This window comes from Telluribacter sp. (genome assembly GCF_035998675.1).
Classification (GTDB): domain Bacteria; phylum Bacteroidota; class Bacteroidia; order Cytophagales; family Spirosomataceae; genus Telluribacter.
In genome coordinates this window covers 129,939-147,453 of sequence record NZ_DASYHI010000002.1, presented here as the reverse complement: position 1 = coordinate 147,453, position 17,515 = coordinate 129,939, and the positions used below count along the sequence as shown (strand labels likewise).

The following is a 17,515-nucleotide window of genomic DNA, read 5'->3' as shown; positions in this document are numbered from 1 at the left end:
AGCTTCACTTGCAGGTCTTTGCTACTGGTTCTTTAAAAGCATAATTAGCAAGTTCCGAAAGCATTAAACATACAGTAGATCAGCTACTAATGTAGTTGAGCCCTTTCTTAATCATGAAGAAAAAACAAGCAGACACCCCTAAACGAATATTGTTTGTTGTTCCAAGACCTACTCGTGGTGGAGCTACCCAGGTACTTCTGAATCTGCTTGAGCAGGTTTCCTCTCCCAAAACAATTATTCCGTTTGCTATATATAATGATTCGAGCGTACTCAATGATGCGCTTTCGCAGTTAGTGGAGAAATCGTTTGCCTCTACCTTGGATAAACGATCTCGAATGCGAAATGCCTTGATCAAGCTATCTACCTTTACCTATCATTTTTTAAAAAGAAAATATTGCAAATGGGTATGTGATAGGGTTAAGCCCGATGTCATTTATATAAATACCGTGAATGACACTCCCCATGCACGGCAAGCGATCCAGATGCAGCTACCGATCATTGTCCATGCTCATGAGATGGATTTCCTGGTCACTTTGCGTATAAAGGAAAGTTGGATACAGCAGCTAGCAGCAAAAGCCTCTGCCTGGATTGTATGTTCAAAGGCAGTTGGCGAATTTTATAATACTACGTATGGTGTACCGTTTGAAAAGATAAAACTGCTGCATGGACCTGCCAGCCTGGCTCGAACAATTTCTACGCAGCAAGGCTATTATCGCGCCGCTTTGAATTGCCCACCTCAGTGTTTGGTAGTAGGTGTTTCTGCTTCATTTACTTATCTTAAAGGTGCGGATACATTTATCAAAGCTATAATATTGGCAAAACAGGCAGCTACTATTCCAGTACGCTTTGCGTGGCTCGGATTAGACACATCAGCGCAAGAGACTACCTTTTATAAATCCATGAAAGAGTTAATTACCCAGAATGGATTACAACATGAATTATCTATCTTACCAAGCACTTCCACTGTTGGAGATTTTTATATTGACATTGATGTATTCGTGCTCCCTTCCCGAACCGAGGCCTTTCCATTGTCTATTCTCGAAGCTATGCTTTATGCCAAACCCATCGTAGCCATGGATGTAGGTGGCATTCGAGAAGTAGTAGATGAAACAACCGGCTACCTGGTTAAAGACCGTACGGCCGAAGGACTAGCCGCAGGTATACTATATATGCTGGAAAGTGAAGAGCGTCGCCGAGAAGCCGGGCGTAGAGGTCGGGAGCGGGTTCTTGAGCAGTTTGAGGCAGAGGTGCAGGCCAAAAAGTGGATACAGATACTGGAGGAGGTTAGTCAATAAAATTAGTAATCACTTAGCGTACTATGCAGCGTCTTGGCGTTATACTGGGAAAAGAATTCTACCGGAAAGATATTAAAGAACTGCTGCTCGAGCTATCGGACCGGTATGAGGTAGTACCACTGGTGCGAGACCCGCAAAGTTTTGACAACCGGGATTGGGCCAATAGACTAGCCGGTATACGTACGATCCGGACTACTGATTCGGCCCGGCGGAGAGCGTTCCGGTGGCTGTTCCGGTACTTTGGCTACTTGCCCAGCAGTATCACCAACTACAAGGTTGTTACTTATTTTGGATTAGCAAATATACGCAACGCCACCCGCCGTAAACTGGCCGAGAAAGTACTGCTACCGATGACCATCGCACTTCCAAAGTTTTTGTCATTTGACCAGTACCTGTCTTACATATACCAGTCTGATAGCACCGACTTAGAGGGCATAGACCACTACTTATTCTTTTCGCAGATTACCGAAGTGGAACTTCTGGCCCGCCTGCTCCACCTCGGGAAAAGTGTAACTGTATACCTGTACAGCTGGGACCACGCAGCCAAACTAAAAAACCTACCGCGCCAGCGGGTGAAGTACCTGGTCTGGTGCGAGGAAGTAAAGAAAGACCTCGCGGAATTAAATGGGATTTCAATGGAGGCCATACAAGTGGTAGGCGCTTCTCAGTTTGCCGAAATTTTTAATTACCTTCAGCAGCACCCTACCCAGCCCAAGAAGGACCCTGCTTATATTTATTTTGGTTTCTCGACCATGTATGCTCCCCTGGTTAGGCAGGAGATGGCTTTTGTAAAGAAACTGAGTAGTCTGGTCGAAGAACTGAAGCTGCCCTTTGTCGTTCGGGTTAGGACGTATCCTATACTGGAGAATCAATCAATATATGCTCCGCTGGCCGACTTCCTTCATGTGGAGGTAGAAGAAACTAACCGGCTCCAATCACTCACAACGGCTTCGCTCCTGTATGAGAAGTATGATGCCATGGCGGAGGCTGCCGCATTCTTCCATTTTGGTACCACGATGGGCGTAGAATGCTGCTTTTTTGAAACACCTTCGTTCATTATTGACTATCACCCCACCCCTCCCACCTCAACGCCCAAAGGATGGTCGCTGATCAACTTTGTGCATCAGTACCAGAACGAGAAGTACCTTCTTTCTCCCCCTTATCCCAACGTGGTCAAGTCGGATGAAGAATTAAAGCAGGTACTCATCCAGATCGCCGCGGGCCACAGCGCCCAATACATGCCCTATAACAAATACGTGGCTTCGCTGTTTCCTTTGGTGAGTATCTCTGATATAGCCTCCAACATCAAGGAGGTAGTCACTAATGCCAGGCTAACCCTACCTACCTGATATGAAACCCAGAATCATACTGATTACAGGTTCTTTTCCGTATGGCCATGCCGAGACATTTCTGGAATCCGAAGTCCCGTACCTGAGCGAGTACTTCCGCGTAGTACTTCTTCCCCTACGTCAGCCGGAGGGTGTCCGTCCTTTGCCTCCCAACGTTGTAGTTGACAGCTCACTGGCTGCCATTTTTGACGTACCCAACCGGAAGTTTACCTCCCTGCTCTCCGCCACTTTTTACAGGAGCCTGTGGTATCATCTCCGTTATGCTGCCACGGCGGAAGCCATTAAAAGAATTAACACATTCAACTCAGAGTACCGGGCGGTAAAAAAGTGGCTAGTGACCAATAACCCAACCGACTGTACCTTCTACTCCTACTGGCTCAACGGAACGGTGCAGGCTATTACTGAATATAAGGTGAAGCAAGAGAATAATGTCAGGGTAGTGACCCGCGTACATGGCTACGATGCCTATGCCAACCTGTACAACCCGCCCTTTTTTCCCTACCGGAAGCAGCTACTGGCTCATATAGACCAGCTATATCCTATATCCGAAGCAGGTGCCCGTGAACTCCTGAAACAAGGAGCTGACTCCAGCAAAATATATATTTGCCGGTTAGGGACGGTCGACCATCACATCCTGAATAAGGCTTCTGACCCAGGAGAAGGCATTATACGAATAGTCAGTGTGTCCAACATTTATCCGGTCAAGCGGGTTGAACTGATAGCTCAGGCCGTAGTAGCGCTGGCCCAAACGGACAGTACCCGGCAGGTAGTATGGCATCACTTTGGCGATGGCCTGCTCAAAGAATCTGTACTGGCAGTCATTAATGCTGCTCAGGTCTCCAATCTGACGTATAAGCTCTGGGGGCATACGCTGAACAAAAGCCTCTTTGACTACTACCGTACCTACCCTATTGACGTATTTATAAACCTGAGCCGGTCAGAAGGCATACCTGTTTCAATTATGGAGGTACAGTCGGCTGGAATTCCGGTGGTAGCTACTGATGTAGGTGGTACGGGCGAAATAGTTATTCATCAGCAGAATGGGTATCTTTTACCAGCTAATCCGGCCGTAGAAGAGGTGGTAGAAGGTGTCCTGTACGTATATCAGCACTTCAAAGAGCACCAGCAAAGAGAGCAGATAAAAGCTCAATGGAAAGAAGAGTATAGTGCCGAAAAAGCCTATCGGCAATTCTGCGGTCAGTTAATGCACCTCGGTACTTCTTATTCCGAAACCATACCATGAAAGTACTCACTGTATTTGGTACCCGTCCCGAAGCCATCAAAATGGCCCCGCTGGTCAAGCTACTCTCCCGAACGCCCGGCCTGGAGCACAGGTCCTGCTCGACGGGGCAACACCGGCAGATGCTGGATCAGGTACTGGATTTTTTTGAGATTACCCCGGACTATGATCTGGATGTGATGCAGCCCGGCCAGAACCTGACTGACCTTACGTGTCGGGTACTACAGGGTATGCGGGAGGTACTGGATAACTTCCGGCCCGACTGGGTACTCGTACACGGTGATACTACTACCTGTATGGCGACTTCGCTGGCCGCTTTCTACGCGGGGGTGAAAGTAGGACACGTCGAGGCCGGACTTCGTACGGGTAACCTGCAGTCGCCCTTCCCGGAGGAAGCCAACCGACTGATCACCGACCGCCTGGCATCGGCTTACTTTGCTCCTACCCAACATAATGCAGACAATCTGCTCAGAGAAAATATTGACGGCACACGTATCGTCCTGACCGGCAATACCGTCATTGACGCGCTACTGTGGGCGAAGGAAAAAGTCACAGGCTTCTCGGAGCGGGTACCCGCGACGGTACAGGAGGTGTTCAGAAACAACAGGCGGGTCCTGCTGGTAACGGGGCACCGTCGAGAAAACTTCGGGGATGGCTTTAAGCAGATATGCGAAGCAGTCCGAACACTGGCGGTACGCTTCCCGAAACTGGCCATAGTGTATCCGGTACACCTCAACCCCAACGTGCAGCAACCCGTACAGCAGTACCTTACTGACATTCCGAATGTGTACCTGACAGCTCCGCTCGAGTACCCAGACTTCGTTTACGCCATGAAGCATAGCTGGGTAATTCTGACGGACTCGGGAGGGGTACAGGAAGAAGCTCCCTCGCTCGGTAAGCCGGTACTGGTCATGCGTGATACCACCGAACGTCCCGAAGCCCTGGAAGCCGGTACGGTGCAATTGGTAGGAACGGATGGTCAGCGGATTGTTGATCGGATAGAGGAGCTCTGGGAAAGTGAGGATGCCTATAAGCAAATGGCAACTGGTACTAATCCCTACGGTGACGGAGAAGCCAGCGGACGTATCATTTCTTTTTTGAAATACTCGGGATGACTCTAAGTGAATACCATAGCAGAAAGTGGACTCTGTATACAGGCGTAATGCTCCTTATGGTAGTAACTCTGTGGTGGGCATTTTACCAGTGGCGTGGGCATCCCATGAGTACCAACTCGATGGCTCCCTTCCTGTCGACAGCCCAGCACCTGACCCGAGGAGGTGACTTTCTGATAGATGTGGAGGATGTACGCTATTTTAAAGGGCTGGACGATGTGGTAGAAGAAGACCAGTACATTTTCAGAACCAGCTCTACACCTCAGCAGTACATCTATGATCCCATTGGGTATCCTTACCTTATTATGACCGCTACAGTGCTATTCCCCTGGCTAGGACATCAGCTGGCTATTATTCTGCTGCAGTGCATGATACACATACTTTTATGCCTGGCGGTCCTACGGGCCTATATGTACGGTAACTATCTGCTGCTGGTATGGGTACTGATCGAAGTAGTTCATGAGGGTACGCTGGCCCCCATTCCGCGCTTCCGTAAATTGTGGCCATTATGAACAGTGCCAATCGCTCTCGTCTGCTGTACCTTTCGTACAATGACGGCTCTGATATGCGTATCAACAAGGAGCTTCAGACACTTTCAAAATATTTTGCGGTAGAGTTGCTCGCCATCGGTACCAGCCGCCACAATTCCTTCGTGCATACGCTTCCTCTGGCGCAGGTCTATTTTATAGAGGGCAGGCGTCAGGAGTTTATTTCATTGCTCAGGTATTTTGCACTGGCTGCGTGGTTGCTGCTGTCGCGGCGGTACTACTCGGTACATATTATTAATGAACCTCAGCAGATAGCGCTGTGGCCCTTCCTGTGGCTACAGAAGCGCGTCGTACTGGATATTTTCGACTCTCTGTTTCTGCGCCAAAATAAACCCCACAATCAGTGGCTGCTCCTTAAGCGGCTGGTATATGCCCCGGCCAGCAGAGTAATAGTAACTGACGAAAACCGCCAAAGCCTGCTCCCTACCTACCTACAGCATAGCTGCGTGGTACTTCCCAACTACCCTCACCGCTATAGTGGTCCTATCGGTAAGCCAAATCAGGAGGAGCTGACTATCATGTACTACGGCTGGCTAGGTACAAACCGGGGTACTACTACAGTGTCAGGGCTACTGGCGACGGGACTACCCGTTCGGATATTGATGGCTGGCTGGCTGGCCGATGAGGCCTCGCGTGCGCTTATTACCCACCCTGCGGTAGAGTGGCTGGGCACCCTACCACAGGACCAGGCGCTGCGGGTAGCCGCTACCCGCGCCGATTACATACTCTGCGTATATGCCCCTATTAATACCAACAACATCAACGCCAGTCCTAACAAAATATATGATGCCATCCAGACCCGGACGCCTGTAGTCATCAATCGAGAGGTAAAAGTATCTGAATTTGTAGAGGTACACAGGATTGGACATGTACTCTCCTCGTATGAGGTAACAGACTATGAGCAGTTGCTACAAGAGCTAAGAGAAAGAAGGAAAGAGTTTAAGTTTAGTCCTGAGCTGATAGAGAGGTATACTTGGGAGCAGGTGGAAGAGTTACTACTAATTGTGCATCGGTGATGAGGATATTATTCTGTACTAATGTATTCGAAGTGGTTGAAAACGGACCGGTCAAATTTGCCAATCTGCTATTGGAAATCAATCGCCTGTACCCCCAGCACGAACTACATATCCTGACAGAAGATACGGCTGGAACTTTACCTTACGTTCATAAAGCACATATGAAGAAAGGCTGGCAAAAGAGTCCATTCAGCCAATTCATTCGGATGGTGGTGTATCATCGGCACGCCATGCGTCTGCGCAGAGAGTATCCATTCGATGTACTGGTATACAATAATGCTTTGGTTGGCTTATTGAGTGCTTTCTTTTTTAAGAAAACAGTCGGTATGATTAACGACTACAACAACTGTAGTGTAAGGCTGACTTCGTTTCAGCTCTCGCAGGGCTGGATAAAAAGATGGGTATTCAAGAAGGCGGAGCACCTGACGGCCCTTTTTTCCGACAAAATTATTGTTAATTCAACCTATCTTAGGGAGTTGGTTTGTAAAGTTTATAGTATACCCAACACAAAGGTACACCGCCTCTATAAAGGTGTTGACGTACGTACGGAAAAGCGGACATCTACCCGGATTGATTCAACCCAGCCAATTAACATTCTGTTTGTAAAAACCGACTACCAATTGGGAGGACTTCCTATTCTTGCTCAGGCTGTAAAGCCGCTTCCTTTCCATTTTGTTGTGACTGTTATCGGCCCTACTGATTCGGCGCAGGCCACTATCAAGGCTATGTTTAATGAAAAGCCGGATACAAAAGTCAGAGTCTTGGGTAAACGGACACAAGAAGAAGTATTTCAGCAGATGTTAGCAGCTGATATTTTCTGTGTACCTTCCTACCGGGAGGCGCTGGGGGTAGCCAATCTGGAGGCTATGGCCTGCGGTCTTCCCGTCGTTACTACCCAAGTAGGGGGAATCCCGGAAGTACTCGACGAAGGGCGATGTGGCTGGATGGTACCTCCCGGCGACGCTGTGGCCTTAACGGCCGCTTTACAGCAATGTATCACTAATCCTGAACTACGCAGGGAGAAGGTGGAAGCGGCAGAGCAACGAGTACGCTTCTTTTCTAAAGAGGCTATGTTCCATACCTTTTTAACCATACTCACTCAGTGAGGAATATAGACAAAGCTACTATTGAGCGCATCGGGCGTGATCCGATCTTCCGACTCCTGCTCATCAACATGGCTCTGGTCATTCTAGGGTATGCTTTGGGAGTACTGACCGGTTTGGCCAGTGTGGCCCCAATGCGTATTCTTAAATATACGGTGCTCCTCATATCGGTACTTATTGTACTCAAGCTCAACGTCAGGATTCTTTCTCTGCTTACCAGGTATGCTCAGGGTATTTTTGTGCTTTCGGCGGCTCTTTTTCTATTTGCTCTCTTTACATCCAGCCCCCTGGTCTCTATAGGCCGAGCTCTTACCTTTATTATACCTTTCCTGTACGTAGCCTTGTCAGTAGGGTATCTGTTAATCAGGTACACCATTAGGGATACCCTTAACCACTGTCTTAATATTACCAACTGGATTTACTTTTTACCCATAGTCAGCTATTTCATAACCGGTGGCAGTCTTACCGATACTAACATCTACTATATATCGGTTGAAAATAACGACACCGCTTTTGTATCCAATCACTATGGCTGGTCAGGTACCATATTTATCGTCACGGGGATAGACTTGCTTCGCAACGCCAACCTGCCAACCTGGCGGCGGCTGCTCATTGTAATTTTCTGCGGTATCTCCATGTACCTTGTACTAATCTCAGGCAACCGTACCTCCTGGTTAAGCCTGTTGCTGGTTTTCATGGTATTCATTGTCCAGTACCGCCGGATAGCACTTTATCAGAAGGCAATCCTGGCTCTTCTGCCCCTGGGACTGATTTTCTACCTGATTCAGGACCCGACTTCTGCCTTGAACAACCGAATAAACAAGACGCGCGTGCAGGCGGCTAAGGGCGAAGCAAGAGCCAGTGTAGCCAAAACAATGTCCAGCTATTTCAATAGTAATCCGGTATTATGGGCAACGGGGATAGGACTTTTCAATAGCCCCAGGATCAAACAGATCATAGGCTGGTCGGGCTATCATAACTCGTATTTTGAAGTATTATTCGGGACGGGAGTTGCGATGTTCTTACTATTCTGCTACCTACTGCTGGTACGTCCGCTCTGGATCTACCTACGGTATTTTGCAGAACACTACCTCTTTCTTTTTCCTTTTGTAGTGATTCCCTTCTTTGAAAGTAATCTGACGGGTGGGCAGTTTTTATTCTTTCCCTGGTTCATCTTCGTGCTTCTAATGAGCTATTGTCGTCCGATAGCTGAGCTGAAACAAGGCTTCACAAATTGTAGGACCGGTACTCAAACCCCCTAAAAAAACAAGGGCATGGAAAAAATCCATGCCCTGTTCCACACTATACACACACTATATTTCCACTATCATTATAACCAATAGTAGGCTCTTCTTATTGTGTAAACCGGTGACTTATTGTCTTCAGGTTACATTTATATCTTCTCCTTTTTGGGCTTTATCCCGACCTCCCAGCTAAATAGCAGCAAGCTTTGGGCCACAATATAGATAATAGTATTTTAAAACCTAAACAAAGCTTCTCCTAAAGGGCACAACTTTGTAACTGTTTTACAAATTAATTAAAATTTTAGTTCTGTTTACTAAAAAATTTAATTGAACTTTCCCAATATGTGATGGTTCACAATACCAAAACGTGTAAGCTTTAATTTTATTATTTTAGGTCACTCGTCCCCAACCCTGATTGGTACCCTGCTGGTAGCCTAGGCATTGCATTACGAAATCCCCAAAGGCTATGCCTACTTCGCCATGACCTTCTCGTTCTTTGTGGAGCTACTCAACATGTGGTATGAAAAGAAAAAAGCTCCCGTACACCTACACAACCGGGTTGAATAATTTTAATCCGAACATTCTTTTCCAGGTCGCCTTTGTAAGGCGGCCTTTTTTTACCTTTGCTCCAAACCAGTAGTGAGGCCGCCATGCGCATTAATCCCGAAACCGTAGACCGTATCAAACAGGCCGCTGACATAGTAGAGGTAGTGGGCGACTACGTATCTCTCAAGAAGCGTGGCTCCAACTACACGGCCTGCTGCCCGTTTCACAACGAGAAAACACCTTCCTTCAACGTTAATCCGGCCCGCCAGATTTATAAGTGCTTTGGCTGTGGTGCGGCGGGCGATCCCATCAAGTTTGTGATGGATATTGACGGCATTGGCTACGGCGAAGCGCTGCGGTACCTGGCGGGGAAGTACCAGATTGAAATACAGGAAGAGGAAGTAACCGACGAACAGGCACTGCGCCAGAATGAGCGCGAGAGTCTGTATATAGTATTGAACTTTGCCCGGAATTTCTACCAGGAGCAGCTTCACCAGACCGACGAAGGACAGGCTATCGGCCTGAGCTACTTTCGGGAGCGGGGTTTTCATGATCCTACGCTCCGAAAGTTTGAATTGGGGTACAGTCCCGATGTGTGGGACGCTCTTACGCAGGCCGCGCTGACCAAAGGCTACCAGGCCGAAATACTCGAAAAAGCCGGCCTGCTTATCCGGCGCGAAGGCCGCCTGGAAGGCAGTACCAACGCTGGCTACGACCGCTTCCGGGGCCGGGTAATATTCCCCATTCACAACGTTGCGGGTAAAGTTATAGCCTTTGGGGCCCGTATTCTGAAGCCGGATAAGAAGCAGCCCAAGTACATCAACTCGCCCGAAACAGAGGTTTATCATAAAAGTGACGTTCTGTACGGTATTTATCAGGCCAAGAACGCCATCCGGCAGCACGACGTCTGCTACCTGGTAGAGGGTTATACCGACGTGGTATCGCTGCACCAGGCCGGGGTAGAAAACGTGGTAGCCTCGTCGGGTACTTCCCTGACCATTGAGCAGATTCGGCTCATCGGCCGGTTTACCCCTAACGTTACTATACTATACGACGGCGACCCGGCCGGTATTCGGGCGGCACTGCGCGGGCTGGACATGGTACTGGAGGAAGGCCTGAACGTAAGCATAGTCACCTTCCCCGACAACGACGACCCCGACAGCTACGTACAACGCGTGGGGGCCGAAGCCTTTAAGGAGTACCTGCGCACTGCTGCCCGTGACTTTATCAGCTTCAAAACCGACACCCTGCTGCGCGAAGCGGGCCAGGACCCGTTCAAGCGGGCCGAGGTAATCAGTGATGTAGTAGGAAGTATCACGAAAATACCTGATGCCATAAAGCGGCAGATTTTCTTCCGGCGTACCGCCGAGATGATGAAGGTGGACGAGCAGATGCTCATTTCGGAGGGGAATAAATTGCTTCGAAAGCAGCACGACAAGCCTAAGCGGGAAGCCCGCCCAAATACCGGATCATCAGCCGCCCCACCCGAAAGCCCGGCCGACTTGTTTCTGGGACCGGAAAGTACGCCTGCTGCCTCCGCCCCCGCTGAGGACGCAGTTCCCCGGCGTAGCAAAATGCACTACCAGGAGGAGGCCTTTGTCCGGTTGCTGGTCCTGTTTGGCAGCCACGAGCTGGAACCGGACATAAGCGTGTGCGCCTACGTGCTGAGCGAAATACCCGGTATTGATTTTACAGATCCGGTTTTCAATCATATATTGTCACTTTTCCGGGAAAATTTCGGCCGAAACGTGCTGCTGCCTACCAGCTACTTCCTGGACCACCACGAAAAGGAAATCCGGGAATTGGCCATTGACTGGGTTACCCAAAAGCACGAGTTGAGCGACCAGTGGACTTCCAAGTACGAGATCTACGTACCCAGCGAGCAGGACATGCTGGACAAGAGTAGTTTTAAGCATATCCTGCGCCTGAAAAAGACTTTTATTGAAGAGAAAATGAATGAATGTCTGGAAAAGCTGAAAATGGCCGCCAGCCCCGACGAGGAAGCGCAGTATCTGAAGGAATTTATGGAATACAAGAAAATAAGTATGGCCGCTGCCCGGGAACTGGGCAGTGTAGTAGGCTAACCGCTAAGTAGTACCCTTTTTTTTATTTTATCCATCTTTATCTATGAAAACAAATTTAGTAAAAATTGCCGCATTAAGCTTTTTTATGGCTTCAGCCACCCTGACCGCCCAGGCGCAGATACAGGTACCTCAGGCCAGCCCCGCGGCTACCATTTCCCAAACCATTGGCCTGGCCAAGGCTACCGTTGAGTACAGCCGCCCGGCCCTGAAGGGTCGTAAAATGTTCGGTGCGCAGGTACCCTACGGAAAAGTATGGCGCACGGGCGCCAACAAGATCACCAACCTGATTCTGTCGGATGAAATGATGGTGAACGGCCAGAAAGTGGCTGCCGGTACTTACGGCCTGTTTACCATTCCTAACCCGAACGAATGGACGATTATCCTGAGCAAAGACGCAAACGTATGGGGTGCTTATACGTACAATCCTGCCAACGATGTAGTGAAATTTACGGTAAAGCCCCAAAAGCTGGCGAAACCCGAAGAGTTTTTTACCATAGAATTTACGGACTTTACGGCCAGTGAAGCTAATGTGGCTCTCCGCTGGGAGAACGTTGGAGTGAAATTTGGGATAAAGAATGACGCGGATGCCCGCATTATGACCGAAATAAAAGAGAAAACTTCCGCCTCGGAGGTGAGTCCTGCGACCTACTCCGCTGCCGCCAACTACTACTTCGACACCAACCGCGACCTGAAGCAGGCCTTAGAATGGGCCAATAAGGTTGTGGAGAAAGACCAGAAATACTGGACCTACTACCTGCGGGGCAAGATTGCCGCTCAACTCGGGCAGTGCGACGTAGCCATGTCTGACGCTCAGAAAGGCCTGCAGCTCGCTAAGGAAGCCGGTGACGATGCCTATATTCTTAACCACCAGAAGGTACTTAAACAGTGTGGTAAATAAGTAGCTGGCACCAATGGTTAAATACCCAAGCGGGCCCCGGCGAAAAATCGCCGGGGCCCGCTTGTATGAACAATCAGATTGACTAGGAATTCTGATTGAATTTATCAGTAGTACCGGTTGCTGACATGCCTCCGGGAGTAGTTGAAGTACCTTTGTTAGCTCCTGTAGTAGCTCCCGATGTTGTTCCGGAAGTCGTTCCTACCGTACCGGTAGTTGCTCCTGCGGTTGAGGCTCCTTTATTAGCAGTAAATTTCTCATCAGCCATAAATTCATCACTTTTGCGGCTGGTATTTTGGCCGTTAGTATTAGTAATAGAATCGAACTGAGTTTTTACTTTATCAGTCAGCCCGTTCAGAGCATCTTTACCTTTTGAGTAGTTTTCGTCAAATGTTTTCTTGGCGGTTGACGAAAGATCATTTGCCTTATCTTTAATCATCTTACGCGTTTCGGTTCCTTTTTTGGGGGCCATCAAAACACCTACTACTACACCGGCCAACGTCGCTCCCAACGTTCCCATCAAAAATCTTTGATTGTTTGTCATAATATTGTTCTTGTTAATGATTATGGTTAATATGAATGTGATTATGTCTTATCATTGACACTATACGTATTTACTAAAAAAATCAGACCAATACCCACCGCCTTACCCCTTATGAAAGCCACTACTTACTTACCGGTATTTCTGTTTTTGCTGGTTACGCCCCAGCTGCGGGCGCAGTGGCGCCTGCTGGAAGTACCTACTACCGCCAGCTTCCGGTCGGTACACGCTCCTCATCCGCTAGTATGCTGGGCAGGAGGCTCTCATGGTACTATATTACGTACTACTGACGGAGGAATACAGTGGCAGGTGCAGCAGGTAGCGGGTGCCGACTCGCTGGACTTTCGGGATATACATGCGTTCGATGCGCTGACGGCTGTTACCATGAGCGCGGGAGAAGCTGAGCAGGGGAAAGCCCGAATCTACAGAACTGAAGATGGAGGCCAGACCTGGCAAATAGTGTATCAAACTACCCAAAAAGGGATTTTTTTGGACGGCTTGGATTTTTGGGATGACCGCCGGGGTATTTGCTTTGGCGATCCGGTGGAGGGCCGCTTCTTTATCCTGACCACCCGGGACGGGGGGCGCAGCTGGCACGAACTACCCGTAGCCGACCGCCCCGCCGCCCAACCCGATGAGGCGGCTTTCGCCGCCAGTGGTACTTCGCTGATTTCCGTTGGCAAAAAGACCGCCTACATCGGTACGGGAGGGGCCACCGTAGCCCGGATACTCCAGACCAACAACTACGGAGCTACCTGGCAAAGCCTTTCTACCCGGCTTCCGGCCGGACCCAGCAGCGGTATTTTCGGTTTACGTTTCTGGTCAAAAAAGAAAGGGATTGCCGTAGGTGGCGACTACCGTACTTTTACCGTAGAAAGCCCAAACGTACTTATCACCAAAGACGGCGGCAAAAGCTGGCAACTCACCGAAGGTACCCGCCCGCCGGGCCTGAAAGAATCCGTGGGGCTGTACCGGCAGGAACCTTTCGGAAAAAGAAACGTACTATTGATGGCCGTAGGCGCCTCCGGCAGCGGGTACTCCGCCGACCAGGGCCGCAGCTGGGTACCGCTGGACCACCACCCCTTCCACGCCGTCAGCTTTGCCGGAAACGTGGGCTACGCCGTCGGGGGAAAGGGTCTGGTGGGGAAGTGGGGAGGGAGTAATGAATAATTGAAAATGAGGAATATAGAAAGTTCAATGAAGAGTGAGAAACGAAAAGTGAAAAACGGCGTGGTACTGTAGGGACGCAACATCTTGCGTCTCTACGAAAGGCCCATTTATATTCTCTCAATCAGCTCTTTTACCTTTCGGACGGGGCGGCCCGACAGGTGGTCGGCGATGGCGGCGGCGTGGTCACGGCCATTTTCAATAAATACTTTTTCGGTAAATACCCCGGCCATGACCGTACCGCACACGTACAGGCCGGGTACGTTGGTCTCAAATGTTTCAGGATCGTAAACGGGTACCTTACTCACGGGGTCCAGCTCCACGCCGCAACGCCGGAGCAGGTGCTCGTCGGGTATATAGCCTACCAGCAGCAACACAAAGTCAGCCGGGAGCCACTCTTCCTGGTTGGTTTCGCTGTTGTAGATCAGGATACGCCCCGGCTCAATGGCCTGGGCCACGCTGTTGAAGCGGGTGTGGATCTTCCCCTCTTTCACCCGGTTTTTGACATCAGGTACCAGCCAGTACTTCACGGTTTTCCGGAAGTCTTCTCCCTTATGTACAATGGTCACGTGGGCGTCGTGCCGGTAGAGTTCCATGGCTGCTTCCACGGCCGAGTTGGAACCACCCACTATGACTACATGGGTATAGGAGTATTTAAAGGGCTCCTCGTAGTAGTGTGACACCTGCGGCAGATCCTCGCCCGGAATCCGCAGCTGACGGGGTACATCAAAGTAACCCGTAGCCAGTACTACCTTCCGGCTGTGAAACTGCTCCCCCGCGGTGGTTGCGGTCAGGAAGGTACCGTCGGCCTGCCTTTCGGTTTTGAGTACCTCGGTAAAGAGTTTGAAGTTTAGATCATAGTAGCCCGCTACTTTCCGGTAGTACTGCAGGGCTTCGTTGCGGTTGGCTTTTACACTTGAAATAGCGAAAGGAATACCCCCGATCTCAATATTCTCAGCCGTGGAAAAGAAGCGCATCTGCCGGGGGTAATTGCGGATCGACTCCGTCAGGTTGCCTTTCTCAATTATCAAATGGTCCAGTCCACTCCGGGCTGCTTCTATGCCCATAGCCAGGCCACAGGGCCCGCCTCCTATAATAATGACATCGTACAAATGCATGTTGCTCCTGTAGGGTTAGCAGTTGGTGCCTCTCTGGTAGTAATAACTTTTCAACGTCCCGTATGGGCGAATGGTTTCTGAACTTTGTAAATTGTCCCACTGTTAGGGAATGGTTGTATTTTGTGCTTTTAATCGTGTCAGACCTGCTTTTATCTACCGACTCTTCTTTTATCCGGAATCTCAATGATTGCGGACGCAGGCAGATTCCCTTTGTGTTCCTCATTGATTTTCTGGGGCAGCAGCCCCGCCTGTGGCGACTCCCCGAGGCCGATCCCACGGAGGTGGCTTTCAACCTGAACGGCTTTTCCAATACCACCCGCACGACCAGTCCGTTACCCGACTTTTATTTTCACAAATATCCACTCTCCTTTTCAGAGTACCAACCCCGCTTTGACTACGTAGTCAGGAATATCAAAGCCGGTAATTCTTTTCTGGTCAATTTATCCGCGCCTACACCCGTTGAAACCAGCCTGAGCCTGCGGGCTATCTATGACCACAGCCGGGCGCCCTACCGCTTCTGGCTGAGAGACCAATTCGTATGTTTTTCACCGGAAATATTCATTCGTATAAAAGGCCATCAGATTTCGTCCTTTCCCATGAAAGGTACCATTGATGCGGCCCTGCCCAATGCCGCTCAGGCTATCATGGCCGACCCCAAGGAGGCCGCCGAGCACGCTACCATTGTGGACCTGATCCGCAACGACCTGAGTAGGGTAGCGCAGCGGGTATGGGTGGAGCGCTACCGCTACCTCGACCCCATCCAGACCCACGGCAAAACGCTGTTGCAGGTCAGCTCGGAAGTAGCGGGCCTGCTCCCCGACGCATTCGACGGCGCCTTTGGCGACCTGCTGCTGAAACTCCTCCCCGCGGGTTCGATCAGCGGGGCCCCCAAGCCCAGTACCGTCCGGATTATCCGCGAGGCCGAAAATTACGACCGGGGGTACTACACGGGTATCATGGGGTACTTTGACGGCTATACCTTTGAAAGTGCCGTTATGATACGGTACATTGAAAATCAGAACGGACAGCTTATCTTTAAGAGCGGCGGCGGGATTACCGCCCGCAGCCAGGCCCGGGCCGAATACCAGGAACTGATTGACAAAGTATATCTCCCATTTGCCCATGCACCCGCCCCTCTGCTTCGAGACGATCTGCGTCAGGAACCGCCGGTTACTGAACCTGCCCTACCACCAGACGCGCCTCCACCGCACCCGCACCGCCCTCTGGGGGAGCCACGATGAATGGCCCCTGGAGGAAGTCCTGACCGTACCCGACTGGCTGGGTACCGGTACCTACAAGTGCCGCCTGACCTACGGCGAAAAGCCCGAAAGTATAGAATGGGAGCCCTACTCGCCCCGCCCCATCCGGAGCCTGAAACTCGTACACGACAACGCCATCGACTACTCCCACAAGTACCGTGACCGCCAGCGGCTAAATATCTTGTTTGAGCAGCGTAGTACCTGCGACGAGGTACTCATAGTCCGGCAGGGCCTGGTGACCGATACCTCCTACTGCAATGTGGCTTTTTTTGATGGAGAGCAATGGCTAACACCCGCCACGCCTCTTTTATCAGGTACCCAACGCGCCTACCTGCTGGATGCTGGCGTGATCCACGAAGCCCCGATCCGGGTCGGCGACCTGCATCACTATACGCAGGTGAAGCTTTTTAACGCGATGCTCCCCTGGCAGGAAGGTCCCGTGCTGCCGGTGGGGCAGGTGGTGGGGTAAAGTAGATTATTCAGAAAGAAAAATACCCCTTTTGCGGTATTGCCGAAAGAGGCAGAAAAAGGTACTTTTACTTTGTCTGTTTACTTACAAACCTAAACCCACAATTCTATGCAAACGCAGACTACTGAATCTATCATTGGCCAGATTCGCCGGTGCAATGATGCCTTTGAAGCAGCTTTTACACGGCAGGATAGTGAGGCTTTGGCCGAACTGTACACTAACGAGGGTTCACTGCTCCCTCCCGGTGCAGGTGAACTAAAAGGAAAGCAGGCCATTCGGGACTTTTGGCAGGGAGCCATGCAATTGGGCGTTGCAAAGGCCAGACTGACTACCGGTGAAGCCGAAGAGCACGGCGACACGGCTACTGAAATCGGGAACTTTGTGCTCAGCAGCGCCACGGGTGACCAGATTGACCACGGCAAGTACCTGGTGATATGGAAGCGCCAGAACGACCGCTGGTACCTGCACCGCGACATCTGGAACAGCAGCCAGTCGGCGGGCTAATCTACCAAGGTATACGTAAACCCTC

General features: G+C 50.2%; 17 protein-coding genes. 15 read left to right on the top strand and 2 right to left on the bottom strand.

Annotation, left to right across the window (positions count from 1 at the left end):
- The first annotated feature begins 113 nt into the window (after nucleotides 1-113).
- From VGN67_RS00820 to VGN67_RS00770, 11 genes are all read left to right on the top strand, one after another.
- Entirely contained in the window at nucleotides 114-1,295 is a 1,182-nt protein-coding gene (locus VGN67_RS00820; RefSeq protein WP_327484857.1) for a glycosyltransferase family 4 protein, read from the top strand.
- Nucleotides 1,296-1,318: 23 nt separating this feature from the next.
- Nucleotides 1,319-2,644: a hypothetical protein gene (locus VGN67_RS00815; protein ID WP_327484856.1), complete on the top strand. Its 1,326-nt coding sequence runs from the start codon at nucleotides 1,319-1,321 to the stop codon at nucleotides 2,642-2,644.
- Nucleotide 2,645: 1 nt separating this feature from the next.
- Nucleotides 2,646-3,887: a glycosyltransferase gene (locus VGN67_RS00810; RefSeq protein ID WP_327484855.1), complete on the top strand. Its 1,242-nt coding sequence runs from the start codon at nucleotides 2,646-2,648 to the stop codon at nucleotides 3,885-3,887.
- Complete coding sequence (wecB, locus tag VGN67_RS00805; protein ID WP_327484854.1) at nucleotides 3,884-4,999, top strand: non-hydrolyzing UDP-N-acetylglucosamine 2-epimerase; 1,116 nt, start codon at nucleotides 3,884-3,886, stop codon at nucleotides 4,997-4,999. The genes VGN67_RS00810 and wecB overlap by 4 nt, the downstream gene beginning before the upstream one ends.
- Nucleotides 5,000-5,055: 56 nt before the next feature.
- Nucleotides 5,056-5,508, top strand: coding sequence for a hypothetical protein (locus tag VGN67_RS00800; RefSeq protein WP_327484853.1), 453 nt, complete (start codon nucleotides 5,056-5,058; stop codon nucleotides 5,506-5,508).
- Nucleotides 5,505-6,560, top strand: coding sequence for a hypothetical protein (locus VGN67_RS00795; protein WP_327484852.1), 1,056 nt, complete (start codon nucleotides 5,505-5,507; stop codon nucleotides 6,558-6,560). The genes VGN67_RS00800 and VGN67_RS00795 overlap by 4 nt, the downstream gene beginning before the upstream one ends.
- Entirely contained in the window at nucleotides 6,560-7,666 is a 1,107-nt protein-coding gene (locus VGN67_RS00790; protein ID WP_327484851.1) for a glycosyltransferase family 4 protein, read from the top strand. The genes VGN67_RS00795 and VGN67_RS00790 overlap by 1 nt, the downstream gene beginning before the upstream one ends.
- The gene (locus VGN67_RS00785) at nucleotides 7,663-8,925 is read left to right on the top strand and encodes an O-antigen ligase family protein (RefSeq protein ID WP_327484849.1); all 1,263 of its coding nucleotides are present in this window, start codon (nucleotides 7,663-7,665) and stop codon (nucleotides 8,923-8,925) included. The genes VGN67_RS00790 and VGN67_RS00785 overlap by 4 nt, the downstream gene beginning before the upstream one ends.
- Nucleotides 8,926-9,348: 423 nt before the next feature.
- Nucleotides 9,349-9,474 (top strand): hypothetical protein, encoded by a 126-nt coding sequence (locus VGN67_RS00780; RefSeq protein WP_327484848.1) that lies wholly within the window; start codon nucleotides 9,349-9,351, stop codon nucleotides 9,472-9,474.
- 83 nt (nucleotides 9,475-9,557) lie between these two features.
- A complete protein-coding gene (dnaG, locus tag VGN67_RS00775; protein ID WP_327484908.1) occupies nucleotides 9,558-11,537 on the top strand; it encodes a DNA primase in 1,980 nt (659 codons plus the stop codon).
- 43 nt (nucleotides 11,538-11,580) lie between these two features.
- Complete coding sequence (locus VGN67_RS00770; protein WP_327484847.1) at nucleotides 11,581-12,435, top strand: DUF2911 domain-containing protein; 855 nt, start codon at nucleotides 11,581-11,583, stop codon at nucleotides 12,433-12,435.
- Between the two features lie 82 nt (nucleotides 12,436-12,517).
- Here VGN67_RS00770 and VGN67_RS00765 read toward each other — a convergent pair whose 3' ends face one another.
- Nucleotides 12,518-12,976, bottom strand: coding sequence for a YtxH domain-containing protein (locus VGN67_RS00765; protein ID WP_327484846.1), 459 nt, complete (start codon nucleotides 12,974-12,976; stop codon nucleotides 12,518-12,520).
- A gap of 111 nt (nucleotides 12,977-13,087) precedes the next feature.
- Between VGN67_RS00765 and VGN67_RS00760 the strand changes: the two genes are divergently transcribed.
- On the top strand, nucleotides 13,088-14,143 hold the full coding sequence (locus VGN67_RS00760; RefSeq protein WP_327484845.1) for a WD40/YVTN/BNR-like repeat-containing protein: 1,056 nt from the start codon (nucleotides 13,088-13,090) through the stop codon (nucleotides 14,141-14,143).
- A 107-nt stretch (nucleotides 14,144-14,250) separates the two neighbouring features.
- Here the strand turns inward: VGN67_RS00760 and VGN67_RS00755 are convergent, their stop codons facing one another.
- Nucleotides 14,251-15,258, bottom strand: a complete 1,008-nt coding sequence (locus VGN67_RS00755) for a YpdA family putative bacillithiol disulfide reductase (protein ID WP_327484844.1) — start codon at nucleotides 15,256-15,258, stop codon at nucleotides 14,251-14,253.
- A 134-nt stretch (nucleotides 15,259-15,392) separates the two neighbouring features.
- Between VGN67_RS00755 and VGN67_RS00750 the strand changes: the two genes are divergently transcribed.
- The 3 genes from VGN67_RS00750 to VGN67_RS00740 all read left to right on the top strand — a co-directional run bounded on the left by VGN67_RS00750 (nucleotide 15,393) and on the right by VGN67_RS00740 (nucleotide 17,490).
- Nucleotides 15,393-16,499: an aminodeoxychorismate synthase component I gene (locus VGN67_RS00750; RefSeq protein WP_327484843.1), complete on the top strand. Its 1,107-nt coding sequence runs from the start codon at nucleotides 15,393-15,395 to the stop codon at nucleotides 16,497-16,499.
- Nucleotides 16,381-16,986 (top strand): aminotransferase class IV family protein, encoded by a 606-nt coding sequence (locus VGN67_RS00745; RefSeq protein WP_327484841.1) that lies wholly within the window; start codon nucleotides 16,381-16,383, stop codon nucleotides 16,984-16,986. Before VGN67_RS00750 ends, VGN67_RS00745 begins: the two co-directional genes overlap by 119 nt.
- A 108-nt stretch (nucleotides 16,987-17,094) precedes the next feature.
- A complete protein-coding gene (locus VGN67_RS00740; RefSeq protein WP_327484840.1) occupies nucleotides 17,095-17,490 on the top strand; it encodes a YybH family protein in 396 nt (131 codons plus the stop codon).
- Nucleotides 17,491-17,515: the final 25 nt, after the last annotated feature.